Consider the following 19,068-nt stretch of genomic DNA (forward strand, 5'->3'; position numbering starts at 1 on the left):
TAAACCACAGTAAATTCTATATTAACAGCAATTAATTTTTCAAAAACCTGCACCTATTTAATGCAGGTTTTTTCACTTTTTATTCAGCCTTTTCCAAGATGTTTTTCCCTTTAGCATAAAACTGTTGCATATCAGCTTCAGGTACCAACGCTCCACCAGTTGCCCATGAAATATGCGTTGCATTTTCAGCATTAGAGTGTTCCAGATAGTTCGTTTCACTAATAGTTTGGGGACCTATCAGACCCGCGGTTGCTGATGGTTCCAGGTAAATATTCTCCTGATCAGCGAGCATTATTAGCAGTTTATATAATTCATGATCCTCTATGGTATAAATCCCACTGACGAGATGCTTACTGATAGATGTAGCAAAGCTGGATGGCCTGCCGACTGCTAACCCATCAGCCTCCGTATGATTATCAATTCCAAAATCCTGAACACTGACATTATTCATTTCTCCTGTCAGTAATCCAATTAAAACTGACGGTGAATGTGTTGGCTCGACAAAAAAGCAATGCACATGATCACCAAATACCTGCTTTAATCCAAAGGTAATTCCACCAGGTGCTCCGCCAACACCACAAGGCAGATAAACAAATAGTGGGTGGTCTGCATCAACTTTTATGTTGTTTTCCTCTAATTGTTTTTTCAGCCTGAATGCAGCTACACTATACCCCAAAAATAAATGCTTCGAGCTTTCATCATCAACGAAATATCCATTTGGATCATCTAAGGTTTGTTGTCTTCCAGCTTTAATGGCTACACTGAAATCCCCGGTAAATTCATGTACTGTAACTCCTTTTTCCCGCAGTAGGTCTTTCTTCCACTGTTTAGCATCAGCAGACATATAGACCGAAACATTAAAACCAAGCTTTGCACTCATAATACCAATACTTAATCCTAAATTCCCAGTAGATCCTACTCCTATGGAATACTGCTGGAAAAATCGTCTGAATGATTCAGAAAGAAAAGCTTCATAATTTTCATCTGGTTTAATTAATCCTGCTCCAATTGCCAAGTTTTCCGCATAGTGAAGAATCTCATAAAAACCACCCCTTGCTTTTATCGAACCGGCAACCGGTAATTCACTGTCACATTTCAAAAAAAGATTTCCATTAATTTCTGCTGAATAATTGTCTTCCAATGCATTCTTCATGTTTGGAATTTGAGTCAAAGGAGATTCAATCAATCCATCTGTAAGTTCCAATTCCGGAAAAGCTTTTTTCAAAAAAGGTGCAAAACGAGTCCATAACTTTTCCGCTTCAATCATATTCTGTTTTGTTATAGGTAATTTTGGGATTTGTTGACTTTTTTTAAGACTATCATTTAACCAAATAGTTGGCTTTAAATTCAAAATTCCTTCCAATAATGGATAATCTTGTTTATATATTCTGATTTCATTCTCTGAAAAAACCATATATTATCACCTGCTTTTCTTTCTATTGTAGCATTCCAGAAAACTTAATCCCAATTAAAAGCTGAATCATATTACGTTATCATTTTGCTTAGGTGTACTTAGAATGTGTTATTTTTTCAAATGTTCCCAGTTGCCATTTTGACGTGAAGCAAAACTAAATGCTTAACTTAACGATTCTAAACGCTGCCTGATTCTTTTTATAAATGATTCACTTAAGATCCCCTTAGCACCACGGATGATTTCTGTAGCGTACAGTTCAGTTGGTGGAGTTTCCTCTGACTTCTCAATCCCAATAAACGTGATTGCTTCAACCCTCTCACCCTTATTTAATTCAACCTGAACAATTGCTGGACGATAAGCATTTACATAAACTCCTTCACGTTTATATAGATAATCTAAAGCCTCTAAAGGAATCTTATACACTAGTCCTTCAACGACTTCCCCAGCTGATTCTATAATATCTGCTTTTCCGCCATCCGAAGAACTTCTGGAAAATCGAAAACCGTGATTTTTCAGAACCCCTCTTCCTGCTTTTATTGAGAAATAACCTTCTGCATTTGCAATTCTAAAGCGTTCATCGTCCATACATGAGCCATATGCAAAATAATATAAGCTCTCATTTTTTAAATACTGATAAACTTTCCAGTCTCCAAGTGGAATAGCATCAATAGAGTCTGCTAGAGACCTGTCTGTTATGTAAGTTAATGCTTCCAGATTACTGCCACTATCTGTAAACGCAGTTACCATTTTTCGTTCATATAAATTATTACTGCCATTTTCACTGTAGCCTTCCAGCTCATTGATTAATCCTAATTGTTCTTCTGTTACGCTGTAAACTTCTCCATAAATTTTATCTTTTTCACTCTCTTTCATAACCGGGTATCCATTTCGTGTATCAAACAATCTTCCATAAATCCACGACTCTTCGAATAAACAGACAGCATCCTTTAAATAATGATGATTCTTTTCATTTTTTCGTAACGTTCCATATACAAAAATAGTTCGCAATAAACTTCCCTCCATTCATAAAAATATTAAGCCGAAAACATGTTGTCAAAGTGATGCAAAGCACTAAGAAGATTTAAATACTTTGCTACACTATGATTGTTTGTTCATTTAGTTCACAAGGGGGATGTTTTAATGTCTAAAGAAAGATTAGCTTTTGCTACCGTAATTTTAACATATTTTTTAATCGTTTTTGGCGGGTATGTAGCCTCATCCGAATCAGGTATGGGCTGTGGCCCGGAATGGCCGCTGTGTAATGGAGAAGTAATTCCGGAATTAAGTGGTGATACATTAATTGAATTTGGTCACCGTGTAATCGGGGCGGTACTATTTATTCTGACCATTATTTTATTTGCGAAAGTACGAAAAGAAAATAATCAATTAGCAAATAAAGTAGCCAATTGGATGCTCAGTTTACTGACATTGCAGTTAATCATGGGTGCTATCGTAGTATTTTATCATTTGCCATCATCTATTATTACCCTGCATCTGCTCATTGCAATGATCTTCTTAGCGATGCTGATTTGGTTTTGGCGATATAAAGATCCATCCGCATCTTTTAAACATAATCATGGTATTGCACTGAAAAAACATTTAAATATATTAATTACACTTTTATTTATAACAATTGGAATCGGTGCATTTATTAAACACCAGCATTATGGATTGGCGTGTGGCTGGCTAGATTGCGGGAATACAATGCTTCCAGGATCACTACCTGAATTATTGCAGTTTATTCATCGGTTGTTAGCATTAATTTCTTCCCTTTATATATTGTTTATTGCATATAAAGCATTTTCAATTAATTACATAGCTTTAAAATCACGTATGATCCTTGCACTTCTAGTCGTATTTACGCAATTGATTATAGGAATCATGACAATCGTTTCGTTTATATCGTTATCATTTGCCGTATTGCATTTAGCTGCAGCAGCGTTATTGTTTGCAATCTTAGCAGAAGCCAGAATAACAATAGGAAAATAACCTTAGCAGAACTCATTGTAATAACCGATGAGTTCTGTTTTTTTACTGATATTATTTAACCAAAACTATACCCCCCCGCATTTCCCGTTATACCTATATAGGGTATTCGAATTGAATCACGGGGTATGTGTATTTACCTATATGGGGTATATATCGAATTTGCTATTAAAGTGTATGAACCAGCGGAATTATACGCAAAAAAAAGCTCCTGCATGAATTTATGCAGGAGCTTTAAAAACTATTTTGTTATAGAAGCTTAAAATCTAAAGTAATTTAGCGAGGTTTTTAAATTCAAGTTCATTGAATTTTGATTCGATTTTTTCCTTTTCATACTGCCATAAAGCATGGTCCAATTGACAGCTGACCGGAACATCACATTTGATTTCAGCAAGGTTTCTGGATAGATGGAGCATATCCATATTGGCCTTAATTTTCGTTTGAACTCCTTTAGGAAGCTGCTCTAAGTTATTAAGCATTTCATCAATTGTTCCATATTCACGAATAAGTTTCAGGGCAGTTTTTTCTCCAATTCCCTTAACTCCAGGATAATTATCGGAGGTATCACCCATTAATCCCTTCAGGTCGATTATTTGTCCGGGTGAAATTCCTTTCTTCTCATAGAAATTATCCCTGCTAAAAACTTCATAATTGCCCTGGCCTTTTCGCATAATGGCCACTTCAATATTTTCATCTACAAGCTGCAGGATGTCCTGATCACCAGTAAGTATAATTACATCATTATCCTCAGCATACACTTTGGCCAATGTGCCTATACAATCATCAGCTTCAAAATTTTCAAGTCCGATATTCGGCATATTAAACGATTCAACTACCTCTTTAATCAGATCAAATTGTGGAATAAGTTCTTCTGGCGGCGCGTCTCTGTTCGCTTTATATTGCGGGTAAAGTTCTGTTCGGAACGTCTTGCTTCCCATATCCCAGCAGCATATAACGTGAGTTGGTTCAAATTTACTCACTGCATCGAGAAAATAGCGCATGAACTGATAGACACCGTTTGTTGGTATTCCTTTGCTTGTCTTCATAAAGTTTCCTCGAAAAGCAGTTGCAAAGAAACCTCGAAATAATAATGCCATTCCATCAACTAATAATACCTGATTTTTTTTCATAAACTTGCCTCCTCCATTTTATGAGTTTTTAAAATATCTTCAAGTACTGTGTAATTTTCCTTTAGGATTGCCATATCCACAGAGGAAGATATCATTTTCAAAGCATTATTCACATGCGTTTCCAGACTATGAATAGCAGATGATTTAAGTTCGTTCCTTAATATACTCCACTGCTCCAGATATGAATCAGACATGATAGATTTATTTTTTTCAATATATTGTTTTGCCAATGGTTTTAATTCACTGTAAAGATTATCCTTCATTATTTCTTTTTCGTTTTTCTCAAAAAATGCCTTCGTTCCTTTAAAAGTAGCAAGCACTTTTTCGAATTGTTTTGTGTCAATCGAACGGAACGCTTCTGTATAAGAAGGAGTCTCGAATTCATCAAAAGAAAAATCCTTCATGATAAAGGACTCATCAGCCTTCATTGCGTCTTTCCTTAAGGATTCATATGCTTCGTTTCCTTGAGATTTAATAAATGATTCTATTCGCAAGGAAACTGCCTGCAGTTCCTGATGAAGGTCAAACCCCGTCTCATCTAACAGATTTCCCAGGCAATTCAGCAGCTGGGATTGTGCCCTTCTGCCTGATTCGGTAATTGTTGTCGGATTAAAAGCTTCCTTAAACAGATCATGAAATCTGATAGACAATCTTTCAAGCACATAAAATAATTGTTTTTCTATTTTTTGTTTTATTTGCTCTTCATACATGTTTACAGGTAGCTTATCTATTTTCTCTTCAATTATGACTCTTTTATTTAATAAATCAATCCGATAGTTTTCTTTTTCTTCTTCATCAAGATTCATTGACTTAATATATTGACCCATCATCTTAGAAGCGCGGCCTATATCCCATAATGCCGATTTTACAGTCAACGCTGCCAGCTCATTATGGATGAAATCGTAAAAGTGATCCTCAAAAAGCTGCATATTTTTATTCAGTTTTTGATCTTCTCGCTTATTTGCCAAAGATAGTTTGCTGGATACGGGATACAATTTAGGAAATCGGACTCCAAGCTGCAGTAATTGTTCTTGAACGTATTCCGTAACAAGCTGAAGCTCTTTATCATCTTTTGCAAGATCTGCAGCATTTACAATGAAAAACATTTTATCTAATTCAAAGGATTCCTTGACACGCCCTAATTGTGTGAGAAAGTCTTTATCCGCCCGTGAAAGAGCATGATTGTAATAGGTCACATAAAGAATGGCATCGGCATGCTTGATATAATCAAATGCGACATTTGTATGGCGTGCATTTACCGAATCTGCTCCTGGCGTATCTACCAGTGTAATACCTTGTCTAGTCAGAGAACAATCATAATACAGATCAATAGACTCGATATAGCAGGCTTTCGTTTCATCTGTAACATAGCATGCAAACTCGTCAAGGCGTATTGTACGAGTACTTCCGATATAATCTTTATTTTCCTGATATCCTGTGATCATTGCCTGTAAATAGGCCTGATACATTTTATTCAGTCCATCATCTTGATAAATTTTATTTTCTTTTATCCACTTCAATAAGCCTTCAAAATCAGTCGTTTTTTTTGAGAAATACTTTGTGATCAAATCTAAATCTTTTTTCAGCGTTTCATGACCTTTTAGTGTGACTACAACCGTTCCGTGTGTGTACTTTCCGTTTACCGGTGCTATGCGGTTAACAGCAGCAGTTGTTGGGTTTGGTGATACCGGGAGCACACTTTCTCCCAGCAGTGCATTGGCAAAAGAGGATTTCCCTGCACTAAATGCGCCAAAAAGCGCTATTGTATGTGAACGATTTTTCAGCCGATCATGCTTTCCTTTCAAATCATCAATAATCGCTTCAAATCCGGGAAAGCTTTCAATTGTCCGAATTGTTTTATTCAAGCTTTCAAGAACATGTGAAACGGGATCTGTAATATTTTTTTCATTAGTATGCCTTTTAATTTCCTTCTTGCTCTTTAATTTTTCCTTTTTTATTTTCACTGGCTCAATACCCAGTGTCAAAGGTTTACGGTCAGCCTCTATCGCATTTTGCAATAAGTCCCATGCTGATTCTTCCGGAACAGGAGAGTAAGTAAGTTCATCGGCCTGCCTGCTTTTTTCAGCTAGTATAGATTTTAGAGTATCCCTTTCCTTCATAAGGTCTGAATGTTTATTCTGTTGATTTAGCTTTTCCCTGATTAGATTTATCTGATTTTCATTTTCTTCTGTAATTACATGTTGAATATTCATCGACAATCGGCGTGCCTGTTTCTTAAATTTATTTTTTATATCTGCACTCACGTCATTTGTATAGTTCAAAACATAATCTCCGGTAACTTTTGCTCCCGGTTTTATAAGTCTTATCAGATCTTCGCCTGTATAAACAACTGATAATTCATTAATTTGGTTCTGAAGCTCAGGTTTAGACAGGTTATAGTCCTTTAGCAATCTTGTAAATTTATCCCGAAGCTTCCACTGCAATACCGTTTCTAAATTCTCTTGAAGTGGTGTAAGAAATGCTAATAATCTAGTATTCCTCTCTTCTTCGGTCTTTTTTTTAGAAGAAAAAAGACCGGCTTTAAAGTCACTTTGCTGTGATTGGAGGAAATCAGCCGCGCGTTCTCTCAGATTTGAAGGCATCAAATAGGCATTTTTTAACGTATTATTAAGTTCGCTTTGAAATTCATTTTCAAATTTGGAAGACATATTTTCAAGGTCCATCAGTTCTGTTTCCAATACTTCTATTTTACTGGATTCATTGCCTTCTTCAGCTTCCAGAGAACCATATTCTGTCAATTTTTCTTCATATTGCCTATTAAGAAACCGTTTATGTTCTTTAATAATCTGCATAAATGATTGTTCTGTATTTTGAAACGATTCCTTTTCTCCACCCATAATCGAAAAAAGTTTTTCCTTTATCATTCCAAATTGGTTGTGTACAGCAGCGGGATCCATTAAAGAAGAATAATAAATATGTTCTGGTTTTATTTTCCATTGATCAAACGTTTGTTTAATACTGTCAGTAAAGTTTTTAAACGTTAATTCTGCTTCATCATGCTTATCGATTTGATTGATAATCACATAAAAAGGAATTGATTTTTCCTGCAAAGCCTTTAAAAATTGCAGGTTAACCTCTGATTGTACGTGATTATAATCCATAACATAAAAAAGTACGTCAACTAAATGAAGTGATGCCTCTGTCATAAGCCGGTCAGCATCATCTGCCGCATCAATTCCAGGTGTATCCACTAACGAACATCCTTTTGGAATAATTGGCTCTGAGGTGCTTATCTCGAGTCTCTTAATCGTATCTTTATCCATTGAATAATCCTTAATCATGTCTAAATCATAGGGTTCTTTGTATTCAACAGGATTGTCATGATAAAAAAATACACGTGCTGCACCTTCACCGGAACTGATCTTAACGATATTTGAACTTGTAGGAATCGGACTTTTTGGCAATATTTCTTTACCTGTAAGCGCATTGATCATCGATGATTTTCCAGCAGAAAAGTGACCAGCAAAACTGATCATCAATTCATTTTTATCCAGTTTTTCATATAGCTCTCTTATTTTTTTTGCATTTTTTTCATCACCATTATCAAGCATTAATTTATGAGAAGCTGCTAGTGACGATAAACTGATTGTTGACTGTATAATATCTAATCCAACCACGATGTTAATTCCTTTCTAAATTACGATTCTACTGTTTAGTATACGCAATCTAATGCTTCTTTTCTACAAAATTATTAAATCCTTAAATATGCGGATATTTTTGGAAAGATGACTTTTTCTTTAACTCAATACCTCTAGAAAGCATATAAAAAGCAAATATAACAAGAATAAATGCCAGCAGCGGGTAAAATAAAATCCATTGATAATTGTAGATGAATGAACGCCACTGTCCTATAAGTCCCGCCCAGTCACTAGTCATAGATATATAAACCTCAGGTCCACCTAGTCTTAATATAGTTCCACCAAGGAAAATATTAAATATACCAAGCTGGCCAAGCAATGATAGAACCAGAATAATTTCTTTTACAAACATTACCATCAGTGTTTCTTTTAAATGAGGCATCACATGGTTCTTAGCGATACGAAACACACCTGCCCCAAGTGAATAGGAAGCGCTGATGTATAAATTTTTCCGGAGTTCCAACGTTTTACTGTAAACAGCACTATATACGCCGGGTACACCGATTAACGTCATAAGAATAAATTGGATAATAATTAACTCTATCACAGATAAAGATGAGTTTACTGTAATTCCAATCATTACGAAATAAATAATTAAAAAAGCCGGTATACTTCCAAGTAAACCAAAACCTCCTGTATGAGATTTTGGTTTGCCGCGAAGCCCGTTAATCATCCCGAGTAAGCCACCGATGAAGATACGGATAAAAGCAGTTAACATCCCGAAAAACACTGTATACTTTGCGCCATGAAGCAGCAGTGTTAAAATATCATAACCCCATTGATCTGTTCCAAACAGATGATCTTTTGATGGCGGAAATGGTGCTGCTTTCATGCCAAAATCATCTTCACTATTATAATAATAGCCTGATGGCTCCATATAGTCTTTATCATACGGAGCAATCTGGGGACCAAACAGGGATATGAATATTAAAAATGATACCAATACAATACCGATCCATAGTCTCCAATTAATCATGAGAGAAAATCCTTTCCAAACACGCAATAAATAACCTGACACCCCAGTATAAGAGTAAATACAGAACTATTAAAGATATTAATATATTTACAGTGAGATCAAATTGATAGGATACATTAAACAGGAATGCAGACAATCCATTAATATTAAATAAATATTCCACAATAAATATATTGCTCATCATAATCGCAATCACTTTATGCAAGTCAGCTTTTAAATATGGCAGCACATTTCGTATCACGTGTTGAATAAATATGTATAATTTCTGTAATCCTTTAGCTTTTGCTGTTAAAATATAATCTTCAGAAAGAACATCATATGTACGCTCACCCAGTGTGCGGATTAGGTAAATAGCGGGCACAATACTTAATGTAATAAGCGGAAGCAGAATTGCGTGTTCCCCAACTCCTCTGGTGGCTATTCTGGCTATCCGCTCACCAGTTGCTTCGTAAATAAATACGACCCCCAGCTGCAGAATGAGAACCAATATAAAATCAGGAATCATCCCTAAAAAACCGATGATATCCTTTATCCACTCCTGTTTAGATTTACTATGCCATACAGCAATCAAAACACCGATGCAAACTGATATTATTGCAGCAGTAATTAAGTATAAAAAAGATGTTAGAAAAAAGCCCGGCACATCCTTTAGAAAACTCTGATTTCTATCTTTACCCTCAAGATAATAAAAAGAATCACCTGATATAATTCCTCCAAAATAATCCTTAACTAATTTCCAAGCTGTATCAAAATGAAATGATAGATTACCAGAAGCAATATCCAAAGCCAGCGGAAAAGCAGCCAATAAGAAAATAAATACAATTACACCTGTTACAGATAAATAAATCCTCATAAATTCACCAGTTTCATCACAAAAATTCTGTAAATAGTAATTAAAAATTACCACTAACTTAAATGTTCGTCAATCATCCATATAATGAGTTCGTTCTCAGTAAGTGAAAACTTTCAGATATGTTGCAAAATAAAAAACCTCTTGCAAAGAGGCTTATATTTACCACTATTCGTCTGTCTTTTTAATTAATTGATTCGTAATAAACTTAATAACATCTCCCCGGCTTAAAACACCAACGACCTGATTTGATTTATTAATTACTGGTAGCTTTTTAAAATGATACCTGGAAAATATGGATAGCGCCTTCTCAATTTTATCATCCGGATCAACACTCATGATTCCTTTTCTTTTCATAATTTTACTAACAGGCTGATCTAATGAATGACCTAATTTATAAGCCAGACTTTCCCTTTCATTTACAAGGATTACAGTAAACATATCGTAAACTGTTCTGCCTTTTGGCTGAAGATAACGAATAACGTCACCATCACTGATCATTCCCAGCAATTGGCTGTCTTCTCCCAAAACCGGGGCTCCGCCTACTTTGTTTGCCACCAGTTTTTCCAAAAGTTCCTTAAGCGTTGTATCTTTAGAAACGCTTATAACATCTTTGATCATAAAATCTTTAATTTTCATGGTTGTCCCCCAGATAATGTGTCATCATATAAAACATCATAAAGATTTAAGTGAGCGGTATTTACCGCCAAAAAACAGTACAGGTTCAGCTTCATTTACAGCAATATCAGTTACTTCAGCTATAAAAATAATATGATCACCAGCTTCTGCTGTTTCCTTCACATTACATGATAATGTAACAATGGAATCTTCAATAACCGGTACTGTATCCTGCATTTTAAAAACAATTTCCCGGTTTTTCTTAATCTGTTTAGCAAAAATCATCGATAATTCTTTCTGATCTTCAGCTAAAATACTTAATCCAAACTTCCCTGTTTTCTGCAACTTTGGGTACATACTGGCTTTTTCATCAATTGAAATTGCAATTAATTTAGGTTCCAAAGACACAGACATGAATGCATTAACAGTCATGCCTGATATATCTTCATTATATTCCGTTGTAATAACAGTGATCCCGGTTGCAAATTTCCCCATCGCATCGCGAAAAAGTCGGCTATCCATTTAAATATCCCCTCTTTTTGCTTACATATTCTGATTTTTAGAATATCATTAATAAAGGAAAAATGTAATCAAGATGCATTTTAGTTTACATAATATTATTATTGTTAACTTATTTTCATTGCAGTTGATGTAAATTTGGTTCAATCAAGTGGTAAAGCACTTTTTGTATTTTACAAGCATAATACTAGCGTAGTGTATTTTCAGAGCGGTGGCTCAATTACCAATTAAAGTTAGTATGCAATTTATAGATTTTGTGTCATTAATAATAAATCCTTTCGAGGGGATGAGTCTAGGGTACAATCGCAATCAAAGAAAAAAGCTTTGGTATTTGAACTGATATACCAAAGCTTATTCTAATAGTTTTAAACCGGATATACACCATGTTTTCTTTCAGTGAAATTCAGATTTTTTGTTTCATATATTGCGAAACGGCGAGTTAACTCTTCTCTTAATTTTTCAGGTTCAATTACTGCATCGATCACCATTTCAGATGCCAGACGATAAATATCTATGTTGTCTTTGTATTCATCCTGCTTTTCTTTTATAAAAGCTGGTCTTTCTTCTTCTGGAAGCTCAGCAATTTTATTGGCGTATACCGCATTTACAGCGGCCTCTGGTCCCATTACCGCAATTTGTGCACTTGGCAATGCAATACAGCAATCCGGTTCAAATGCAGGACCTGCCATCGCGTATAATCCTGCACCATATGCTTTTCTGACGATAACAGAAATCTTTGGTACAGTAGCCTCACTCATGGTTGCCAGCATTTTTGCTCCATGGCGGATGATACCTGCACGTTCAACCTTAGTACCAATCATAAATCCAGGCACATCTACCAAAAACAGCAATGGGATATTAAATGCGTCACATAATTGTACGAACTTCGCTGATTTATCTGCTGAATCATGGAAAAGCACGCCGCCCTTCATTTTTGGCTGGTTGGCAATAATTCCAACTGTTTTTCCATCGATTCTTGCAAGACCTGTAATCAATTCTTTAGCAAACCGCTTCTTGATTTCGCAAAAACTATCTTCATCAATAATTTGTTTAATTAAATCATGCATATTAAATGGTGCATTTTGATTTTCGGGAATCAGATCAGTGATAGACTTCTCAAATGACTGTATATCTTTTGCTTCCATGCTTTTCGGATTCTCTCTGAAATTGGCCGGGAAATAGCTTAGATAATTTCGTGAATAGGAAATAGCTGCTTCTTCTGATTTAACCAGAACATCACCAACTCCGGAAACAGAGCAGTGCATTTTAGCCCCACCCATTTCCTCGAGGCTCACCTTTTCTCCAATTACCTTTTCGGCCATTCTTGGTGATCCTAAATACATGGACGCATTTCCGTCAACCATAATAACAATATCACAAAATGCAGGAATATAAGCACCACCAGCTGCTGATGGACCAAACAGCAGACAGATCTGCGGAACACGACCGGATAATTTAATCTGGTTATGGAAAATTCTTCCGGCACCACGTCGGCCTGGGAACATTTCAATTTGGTCAGTTATTCTTGCACCTGCTGAATCAACTAAGTATAAAATTGGAATTTCCAGTTTCATTGCTGTTTCCTGAATACGAAGGATTTTTTCAACAGTTCTTTTCCCCCAGGAACCAGCTTTAACTGTTGAATCATTTGCCATCACACATACAGATTGTCCATTTATTTTTCCGATGCCTGTTACAACCCCATCAGATGGCAATGAGTCATCCATGCAGTTAGCAAAAAATGCGTCCTCAATGTCCATTCCTTCATCAAAAAGAAGTTCCAATCTCTCTCGGACAAACAGTTTTCCTTTTTCTTTATTTTTTTGATGATATTTTTCAAGTCCGCCTTTTTCAATGTTTGCAATTCTATTTTGTAAGTCTTCTACATATGACATAAAGTTACCTCCAGCTTCTGCTTCTATTTACCTGTGTAAACGGGCTTTCTTTTTTCTTTAAATGCCTGCAGTCCTTCCAGTCTGTCACTTGTTGGAATCGTTTCTTTATAGCATAAATGCTCGATAGCAAGTCCTGTAGCAATATCAGTCTGGATGCCTTTATTGATTGCTGTTTTAGCCTGCTGTAATGAAACCGGACCATTTCCTGTAATCATGATTGCCATTTTTAAAACTTCATCCATCAGGTTATTGGAATCTGCCAACTGTTCAACAAGTCCAATTCGGAAGGCATCCTCAGCATGAACCGGTTTTGCAGTATAGATCATTCTCTTTGCTTGCCCTAATCCGATTAAACGAGTTAAACGCTGTGTGCCTCCAGCCCCAGGAATAATAGCCAGTGATGTCTCTGTCAGACCCAGCTTCGCATGCTTGGCTGCGATTCGAATATCACAGGCCAATGCAAGCTCGAGTCCGCCGCCAAACGCCACGCCATTTAGTGCAGCAATTACCGGCATGCGCATATTTTCGACTGCGGTAACAGTATCACCTATATAACGTACTGCTTTAATGACCTGTTTTTCAGACATTCCTTTTCTTTCCTTTAAATCCGCACCGGCACAAAAGGCTTTTTCACTATTGCCGGTTATAATCGTACAATAAACTGATGAATCCTGATCAACTTTTTTAATTATCTCATTCAGCTCAACAAGTAAATTATTGGACATCGCATTGGCTGCTCCCGGCCGGTTAAGTGAAATAATCGCTATATGCTCATCCATGATTTCAAGTTTTACCAGAGTCATAGTTTCCTCCTCTATCTAGTAAGTTATTCAATAATCGCAATAACGTCTCCTTCGTTAACAAAATCTCCTTCAGCCACTTTTATTTCTTTAACAGTTCCGTCATCCTCTGCTCCAATCGGAATCTCCATTTTCATTGATTCCAGAATAACGATATCCTGGTCCTCTTCAACCACTTCACCTGGTTTCACTGTTATTTTCCATACACTTCCTGCCATCGTTGCTTTTACTTCCTGCATTATAATTCCTCCTATTTTGTTTGAACTTGTGGTAAGTAATATTCCTGTACAAATGCTGTAGTTGTATTTCCATTTTGAAATTGTTCATTTTCCAAAATCGAAAGAAGCATTGGAATATTTGTCTTGATACCTTCTATTTTATAATCTTTCAGTGCTTTTTTTAATAAAGAAATTGCCGCTTCCCTGTTTATGCCCTTCACGATTAACTTTCCAATCATTGGATCATAGAACGGGGTAACATCATAATCACTCGTAACCGCCGTCTCATTACGAATAAATTCGCCTTCAGGGGCCTCGAAAATTGTAATATGCCCTGGTGAAGGGAAAAATGTAACAGGATCTTCAGCATATATCCGAACCTCAATTGCATGGCCATTGATATGCATTTCATCTTGAGTTATTCCTAATTGTTCACCATTTGCGATTTGAATTTGAGCTTCGACAATATCAAGTCCAGTGATCTCTTCCGTTACTGGATGCTCCACCTGGATTCTTGTGTTCATCTCAAGGAAATAAAAGTTTTCGTCTTTATCGACTAAAAATTCAATTGTGCCAGCATTCGTATAGCCAAGTGCCCTTGCTGCATTTACAGCCGCTTCTCCCATTGCGTTTCGTGTTTTATCTGAAATAAAACTGGAAGGTGCTTCTTCAATTACCTTTTGATTCCGGCGCTGGATCGAGCATTCACGTTCGAAAAGATGAATTGCATTGCCATGGTTGTCTGCTAATAGTTGTATTTCAATATGCCTGGCATTCTCCACTTTCTTTTCCATAAACATGGAACCATCTCCGAAAAATGTTAAAGCACGCTTGGAATTGCTTTCAAAAGCTTTCGTCAATTCTTCATCTGACTGGACTACCTGCATTCCAATTCCTCCACCACCGGCAGAGGCCTTCAGCATGATTGGATAGCCAATCGATTCAGCACCCTCAATTGCTTCCTCAATTGTTGCAACTGCCCCTTCAGTACCTGGCACAACTGGTACACCAGCTTCCTGCATTGCTTTTCTTGCTTCTATTTTACTGCCCATTTTTCTCATTACTTCTGCTGTTGGCCCGATAAATATGAAGCCTTCTGATCGGCATTTTTCTGCAAATTGGTCACTTTCACTTAAAAAACCATATCCTGGGTGAATCGCATCGGCTTTGGCTTCCTTGGCAGCAGTGATTATTTTTTCTGTTTTTAAATAGCTCTCATTTACCCTCGGCGGCCCAATAAGATAACTCTCGTCTGCCATTGATACATAAGGAGCTTTCTGATCCGCTTCTGAATAGATTGCAACTGTTTGGATACCAAGCTTTTTACAGCTTCTAATAATCCGGGAGGCAATTTCTCCGCGATTTGCAATAAGTATTTTTTTAATCATAAACTCTCCCCTTTATTGAAGTTGCTTCACTGCTAGTTCCTTTAATTTGAATTTCTGAATTTTACCACTTGCTGTCATTGGATATTCATCGATAAATTCAATGTACTTGGGAATTTTATATCTTGAAATATTTCCTTCACAAAAGTCTTTAATATCTTCGATGGTTGTTTGCTTATTTTCTTTTAAAATAATCCAGGCCATCACTTGTTCCCCGTATTTTTCGTCTGGTATGCCAATTACTTGAACATCCAGCACATCTGGATGCTTGTATAAAAATTCCTCAATTTCTCTCGGGTAAATGTTTTCCCCACCTCGGATAATCATATCTTTCATTCTACCAGTGATTTCAAGATAGCCATTTTCATACATCACAGCAAGATCACCGGTATGAAGCCATCCATCTGAATCGATTGCTTCATTCGTTGCTTCTGGGTTATTATAATAACCTTTCATAACATGATAGCCTCGTGTCAGCAGTTCACCTGGAAGTCCCTGCTCCTGTTCCTCATTTGTTCCAGGCACTACTATCCTTACTTCCACATTCGGATGCGGCTTTCCTACTGTGCTAACTTTTAATTCGATCGGGTCATCTGTTGTCGTTTGTGTGATAACAGGTGATGACTCTGTTTGTCCATAGGCAATCGTAATTTCTCTTGCTCCCATTTTATTCATGACATTTGTCATTACTTCCATCGGACAGGTTGAGCCAGCCATGATCCCTGTTCTCAGATGGGACAAATCGAATTCATCAAATCTTGGATGATTTAACTCGGCAATAAACATTGTCGGAACTCCATGTAGAGCTGTACACTTCTCTTCTGAAACTGCCTGCAGAACCTTTTCAGCATTAAATTGTTCTAAAATTACCATTGTTGTTCCCTTTGAAACCGCTGCAAGTACTGCGAGAACGCAGCCAAAACAATGGAAAAATGGTACTGGTATGCATAATCTGTCTTCATATGTCAGCTTCATGCAATCAGCAATCTGATTTCCGTTATTTACAATATTATAATGTGAGAGCATTACACCTTTTGGAAATCCGGTAGTTCCAGAAGTATATTGCATATTTATAACATCATCATAATGCAGTGATTCTTTTCTTTCAGCAATTTCAGTTGAACTGATACAATTACCTTTTTCCATTACTTCATTCCAGGTATAAGCATAAGGATAATCCTGATCACTGATAACGATTATATTTTTTAAATTAGGTAAAATCTCAGATTCCAAATTTCCCTTTTCACTATGTTCCAGTTCGGGGCACACCTGCCTTAAGATATCCACATAGGATGTACCTTTATAGCTTTCTGCCATGATTAATGTTGTAGCTTCCGACTGTTTCAACAGAAATTCCAATTCATTGGATTGATAACTCGTATTGACGGTCACAAGTACTGCACCCATTTTTCCGGTTGCAAACTGAGATGTCAGCCACTCAGGTTTATTATCAGCCCATATAGCAACATTCTCACCCTTTTTTATACCTAAAGATATAAACCCTTTTGCAGCCTGGTTCACCATATCGTCAAATTCCTTATATGTTTTACGTAAATTTAATTCCGGATAGATAACTGCTTCATGATCGGGATATAAATTCACCTGTTTTTCCAGCAATTCACCAACGGTTAAATTAATTAGAGACATGAACTCTCTCCTTTCTATACTAATCTAGCAGCCTAGCTGTCTGGCAATTACAAGTCTCTGAATTTCCGACGTGCCTTCCCCTATTTCCAGCAGTTTTGCATCACGCAAATATCGCTCTACCTCATATTCACGCATGTATCCATACCCTCCATGAATTTGAATTGCCTGATTTGCAGCCCGAAAAGCTGTTTCCGTGGCATACAGCTTGGCATAGGCTGCCTCTTTACTGAAAGGTTTTTCATTATCCTTCAGCCATGCTGCCTTATGTATTATGTTTCTGGCAAGCTCGATTTCCATAGACATATCTGCAAGTTTAAATTGGATTGCCTGGAAACTGGAAATTAGTTTTCCAAATTGGGTTCTTTCTTTTGCATAGCTTAATGCTTTGTTCAGTGAGCCCTGAGCAATACCCAGCCCTAAAGCCGCAATGGAAATTCGTCCACCGTCCAAGGTGTAAAGAAATTGTTTAAACCCTTTTTCTTCGCTTCCCAGCAGGTTTTCTCTCGGTACTCGAACATTTTCTAAAAATATTTCGGCAGTATCCGAACCCCGGACCCCCATTTTGTCATAATTGCTGGTTATTTTTACACCTTCCGTATCGGTAGGAACAATGATGGCAGAGATAATATTTTTTCCTTTATCATTTTTACCGGTAACAGCAGTGACAATCACTGTTTTAGCAAAGCTTGCATTCGTGATAAAACATTTCTCACCATTAATGACATAGTCATCACCATCAATTACAGCTGTTGTCTTTGTTCCACCTGCATCTGAACCGGCATTTGGTTCTGTTAACCCAAACGATCCCAATGCTTTTCCTTCTGCCAATGGAGTTAAGTATTTTTGCTTTTGTTCTTCCGTTCCGAAATAATAAATCGGACTTGCTCCAAGTGATACTGCAGCAGCATAGCTTAAGCCCGTACTTCCGCAGACACGGCCAATTTCTTCGACTGCTAATGCATACGATATTGTGTCGCCACCGGAACCTCCATATTCCTCAGGAAATGGAATACCCAATAATCCAAGCTCACCCATCTGTTTAAAAATATCAACAGGGAATTTTGCTTCTGTATCAATTTCGATAGCCCGGGGCTGTATTACTTCATCGGCAAATTCTTTAACCATCTTTTTAATCATTTGCTGTTCTTTGGATAGTTCAAAATTCATGTTATTCCTCCTGTAATTTAACATAAGACCGACTGGTTGGTCTGTAGTGATCAAACAAACTACATTTTTTCGGGTAAAATTACTTTAGTAAAATCTTCTCATAATTACTACTTGCGATTGTCTCTGTTTTTAAAACTGCACGCAAAATTAAATCCACAAAAATATCTCCAATTTCCTCAATCGTTTTTGAGCCTGATTGCTGATACCATTTGTATGTCCAGTTAACCATGCCTAAAATAGCCATTGTCGTTATTTCCACTGGAAGATCACTTCGAAATTCCCCTCGTTCTCTGCCTTCATAGACGGCCTCATTAATAATCCGCTTAAATTGATCCCGCTTTTTTTTAATTAGCATTTCATAATCGGGTTTTAAATAGATATTTTCCTGATAAAATACCGAAATATGCGGTTTGTATAAGTCAAACACTTTTACAAAATCCTTAATGATCGTCTGAAGCTTTTCGGTGGGAGATTTATATGTTTCCGTCGCAATGGTGGCCTTCTTGAGCACGTATGTTATAAACGTATCGTGTATGACGAAAAGCAATTCATCTTTGGAGGTGAAGTGGTGATAAAATCCTCCCTTAGACGTGCCAACATCTTTAACAATCTGATTAACTGTGACGCCATGAAATCCATATTCTTCAAACAATAGCAAAGAAGACTGGATTATTTTTTGACGTAGATCCGTTATAACCCCTCCTTTACAAATTTAATATAACCTTATCATACTTATTTGAAAATATAAAGCGCTTTCATAAATATTTCAAAGGAGAGGCTGTCCCTTGATTGAGACAGCCCCAT

General features: G+C 36.7%; 16 protein-coding genes. 1 reads left to right on the plus strand and 15 read right to left on the minus strand.

Annotation, left to right across the window (positions count from 1 at the left end):
• Positions 1-79 precede the first annotated feature (79 nt).
• Entirely contained in the window at positions 80-1,414 is a 1,335-nt protein-coding gene (locus CIL03_RS03350; RefSeq protein ID WP_094883789.1) for a D-serine ammonia-lyase, read from the minus strand.
• Positions 1,415-1,576: 162 nt separating this feature from the next.
• Positions 1,577-2,422: a gamma-glutamylcyclotransferase family protein gene (locus CIL03_RS03355; RefSeq protein WP_165767885.1), complete on the minus strand. Its 846-nt coding sequence runs from the start codon at positions 2,420-2,422 to the stop codon at positions 1,577-1,579.
• Positions 2,423-2,554: 132 nt separating this feature from the next.
• On the opposite strand from CIL03_RS03355, the gene CIL03_RS03360 reads away from it, so the two are divergent.
• Positions 2,555-3,403, plus strand: coding sequence for a COX15/CtaA family protein (locus CIL03_RS03360; protein WP_094883791.1), 849 nt, complete (start codon positions 2,555-2,557; stop codon positions 3,401-3,403).
• Positions 3,404-3,666: 263 nt separating this feature from the next.
• On the opposite strand, the gene CIL03_RS03365 is transcribed toward CIL03_RS03360, so the two are convergent.
• The 13 genes from CIL03_RS03365 to CIL03_RS03425 all read right to left on the minus strand — a co-directional run bounded on the left by CIL03_RS03365 (position 3,667) and on the right by CIL03_RS03425 (position 18,958).
• Positions 3,667-4,530, minus strand: coding sequence for a 5'-3' exonuclease (locus CIL03_RS03365; protein WP_094883792.1), 864 nt, complete (start codon positions 4,528-4,530; stop codon positions 3,667-3,669).
• The gene (locus CIL03_RS03370) at positions 4,527-8,168 is read right to left on the minus strand and encodes a dynamin family protein (protein ID WP_094883793.1); all 3,642 of its coding nucleotides are present in this window, start codon (positions 8,166-8,168) and stop codon (positions 4,527-4,529) included. The genes CIL03_RS03365 and CIL03_RS03370 overlap by 4 nt, the downstream gene beginning before the upstream one ends.
• An 82-nt stretch (positions 8,169-8,250) precedes the next feature.
• Positions 8,251-9,165: an ABC transporter permease gene (locus tag CIL03_RS03375; RefSeq protein WP_094883794.1), complete on the minus strand. Its 915-nt coding sequence runs from the start codon at positions 9,163-9,165 to the stop codon at positions 8,251-8,253.
• Positions 9,158-10,018 (minus strand): ABC transporter permease subunit, encoded by an 861-nt coding sequence (locus tag CIL03_RS03380; protein WP_094883795.1) that lies wholly within the window; start codon positions 10,016-10,018, stop codon positions 9,158-9,160. The genes CIL03_RS03375 and CIL03_RS03380 overlap by 8 nt, the downstream gene beginning before the upstream one ends.
• A gap of 165 nt (positions 10,019-10,183) precedes the next feature.
• The gene (locus CIL03_RS03385; RefSeq protein ID WP_094883796.1) at positions 10,184-10,654 is read right to left on the minus strand and encodes a CBS domain-containing protein; all 471 of its coding nucleotides are present in this window, start codon (positions 10,652-10,654) and stop codon (positions 10,184-10,186) included.
• 36 nt (positions 10,655-10,690) lie between these two features.
• A complete protein-coding gene (locus CIL03_RS03390) occupies positions 10,691-11,155 on the minus strand; it encodes a flavin reductase family protein (RefSeq protein WP_094883797.1) in 465 nt (154 codons plus the stop codon).
• A gap of 362 nt (positions 11,156-11,517) precedes the next feature.
• Positions 11,518-13,047: an acyl-CoA carboxylase subunit beta gene (locus tag CIL03_RS03395; protein ID WP_094883798.1), complete on the minus strand. Its 1,530-nt coding sequence runs from the start codon at positions 13,045-13,047 to the stop codon at positions 11,518-11,520.
• A gap of 23 nt (positions 13,048-13,070) precedes the next feature.
• Positions 13,071-13,850, minus strand: coding sequence for an enoyl-CoA hydratase (locus tag CIL03_RS03400; RefSeq protein WP_094883799.1), 780 nt, complete (start codon positions 13,848-13,850; stop codon positions 13,071-13,073).
• A 23-nt stretch (positions 13,851-13,873) separates the two neighbouring features.
• Positions 13,874-14,086: an acetyl-CoA carboxylase biotin carboxyl carrier protein subunit gene (locus tag CIL03_RS03405; RefSeq protein WP_094883800.1), complete on the minus strand. Its 213-nt coding sequence runs from the start codon at positions 14,084-14,086 to the stop codon at positions 13,874-13,876.
• 11 nt (positions 14,087-14,097) lie between these two features.
• The gene (locus CIL03_RS03410; RefSeq protein WP_094883801.1) at positions 14,098-15,453 is read right to left on the minus strand and encodes an acetyl-CoA carboxylase biotin carboxylase subunit; all 1,356 of its coding nucleotides are present in this window, start codon (positions 15,451-15,453) and stop codon (positions 14,098-14,100) included.
• A 12-nt stretch (positions 15,454-15,465) separates the two neighbouring features.
• The gene (locus tag CIL03_RS03415) at positions 15,466-17,097 is read right to left on the minus strand and encodes an AMP-binding protein (RefSeq protein WP_094883802.1); all 1,632 of its coding nucleotides are present in this window, start codon (positions 17,095-17,097) and stop codon (positions 15,466-15,468) included.
• 24 nt (positions 17,098-17,121) lie between these two features.
• Positions 17,122-18,264: an acyl-CoA dehydrogenase family protein gene (locus tag CIL03_RS03420; protein ID WP_094883803.1), complete on the minus strand. Its 1,143-nt coding sequence runs from the start codon at positions 18,262-18,264 to the stop codon at positions 17,122-17,124.
• Between the two features lie 79 nt (positions 18,265-18,343).
• Positions 18,344-18,958 carry a TetR/AcrR family transcriptional regulator gene (locus tag CIL03_RS03425; RefSeq protein WP_094883804.1) on the minus strand — a complete coding sequence of 205 codons (615 nt, stop codon included), beginning with the start codon at positions 18,956-18,958 and terminating at the stop codon, positions 18,344-18,346.
• Positions 18,959-19,068: the final 110 nt, after the last annotated feature.

The sequence above is a fragment of the Virgibacillus indicus genome (assembly GCF_002266285.1).
GTDB lineage: Bacteria > Bacillota > Bacilli > Bacillales > Amphibacillaceae > Virgibacillus_K > Virgibacillus_K indicus.

What these genes read in the sequence shown, in the direction of transcription:
- CIL03_RS03350 (WP_094883789.1), bottom strand. Translation starts at nt 1,414, where the DNA reads ATGGTTTTTTCAGAGAATGAAATCAGAATATATAAACAAGATTATCCA.
- CIL03_RS03360 (WP_094883791.1), top strand. Translation starts at nt 2,555, where the DNA reads ATGTCTAAAGAAAGATTAGCTTTTGCTACCGTAATTTTAACATATTTT.
- CIL03_RS03365 (WP_094883792.1), bottom strand. Translation starts at nt 4,530, where the DNA reads ATGAAAAAAAATCAGGTATTATTAGTTGATGGAATGGCATTATTATTT.
- CIL03_RS03375 (WP_094883794.1), bottom strand. Translation starts at nt 9,165, where the DNA reads ATGATTAATTGGAGACTATGGATCGGTATTGTATTGGTATCATTTTTA.
- CIL03_RS03380 (WP_094883795.1), bottom strand. Translation starts at nt 10,018, where the DNA reads ATGAGGATTTATTTATCTGTAACAGGTGTAATTGTATTTATTTTCTTA.
- CIL03_RS03385 (WP_094883796.1), bottom strand. Translation starts at nt 10,654, where the DNA reads ATGAAAATTAAAGATTTTATGATCAAAGATGTTATAAGCGTTTCTAAA.
- CIL03_RS03390 (WP_094883797.1), bottom strand. Translation starts at nt 11,155, where the DNA reads ATGGATAGCCGACTTTTTCGCGATGCGATGGGGAAATTTGCAACCGGG.
- CIL03_RS03395 (WP_094883798.1), bottom strand. Translation starts at nt 13,047, where the DNA reads ATGTCATATGTAGAAGACTTACAAAATAGAATTGCAAACATTGAAAAA.
- CIL03_RS03400 (WP_094883799.1), bottom strand. Translation starts at nt 13,850, where the DNA reads ATGACTCTGGTAAAACTTGAAATCATGGATGAGCATATAGCGATTATT.
- CIL03_RS03405 (WP_094883800.1), bottom strand. Translation starts at nt 14,086, where the DNA reads ATGCAGGAAGTAAAAGCAACGATGGCAGGAAGTGTATGGAAAATAACA.
- CIL03_RS03410 (WP_094883801.1), bottom strand. Translation starts at nt 15,453, where the DNA reads ATGATTAAAAAAATACTTATTGCAAATCGCGGAGAAATTGCCTCCCGG.
- CIL03_RS03415 (WP_094883802.1), bottom strand. Translation starts at nt 17,097, where the DNA reads ATGTCTCTAATTAATTTAACCGTTGGTGAATTGCTGGAAAAACAGGTG.
- CIL03_RS03420 (WP_094883803.1), bottom strand. Translation starts at nt 18,264, where the DNA reads ATGAATTTTGAACTATCCAAAGAACAGCAAATGATTAAAAAGATGGTT.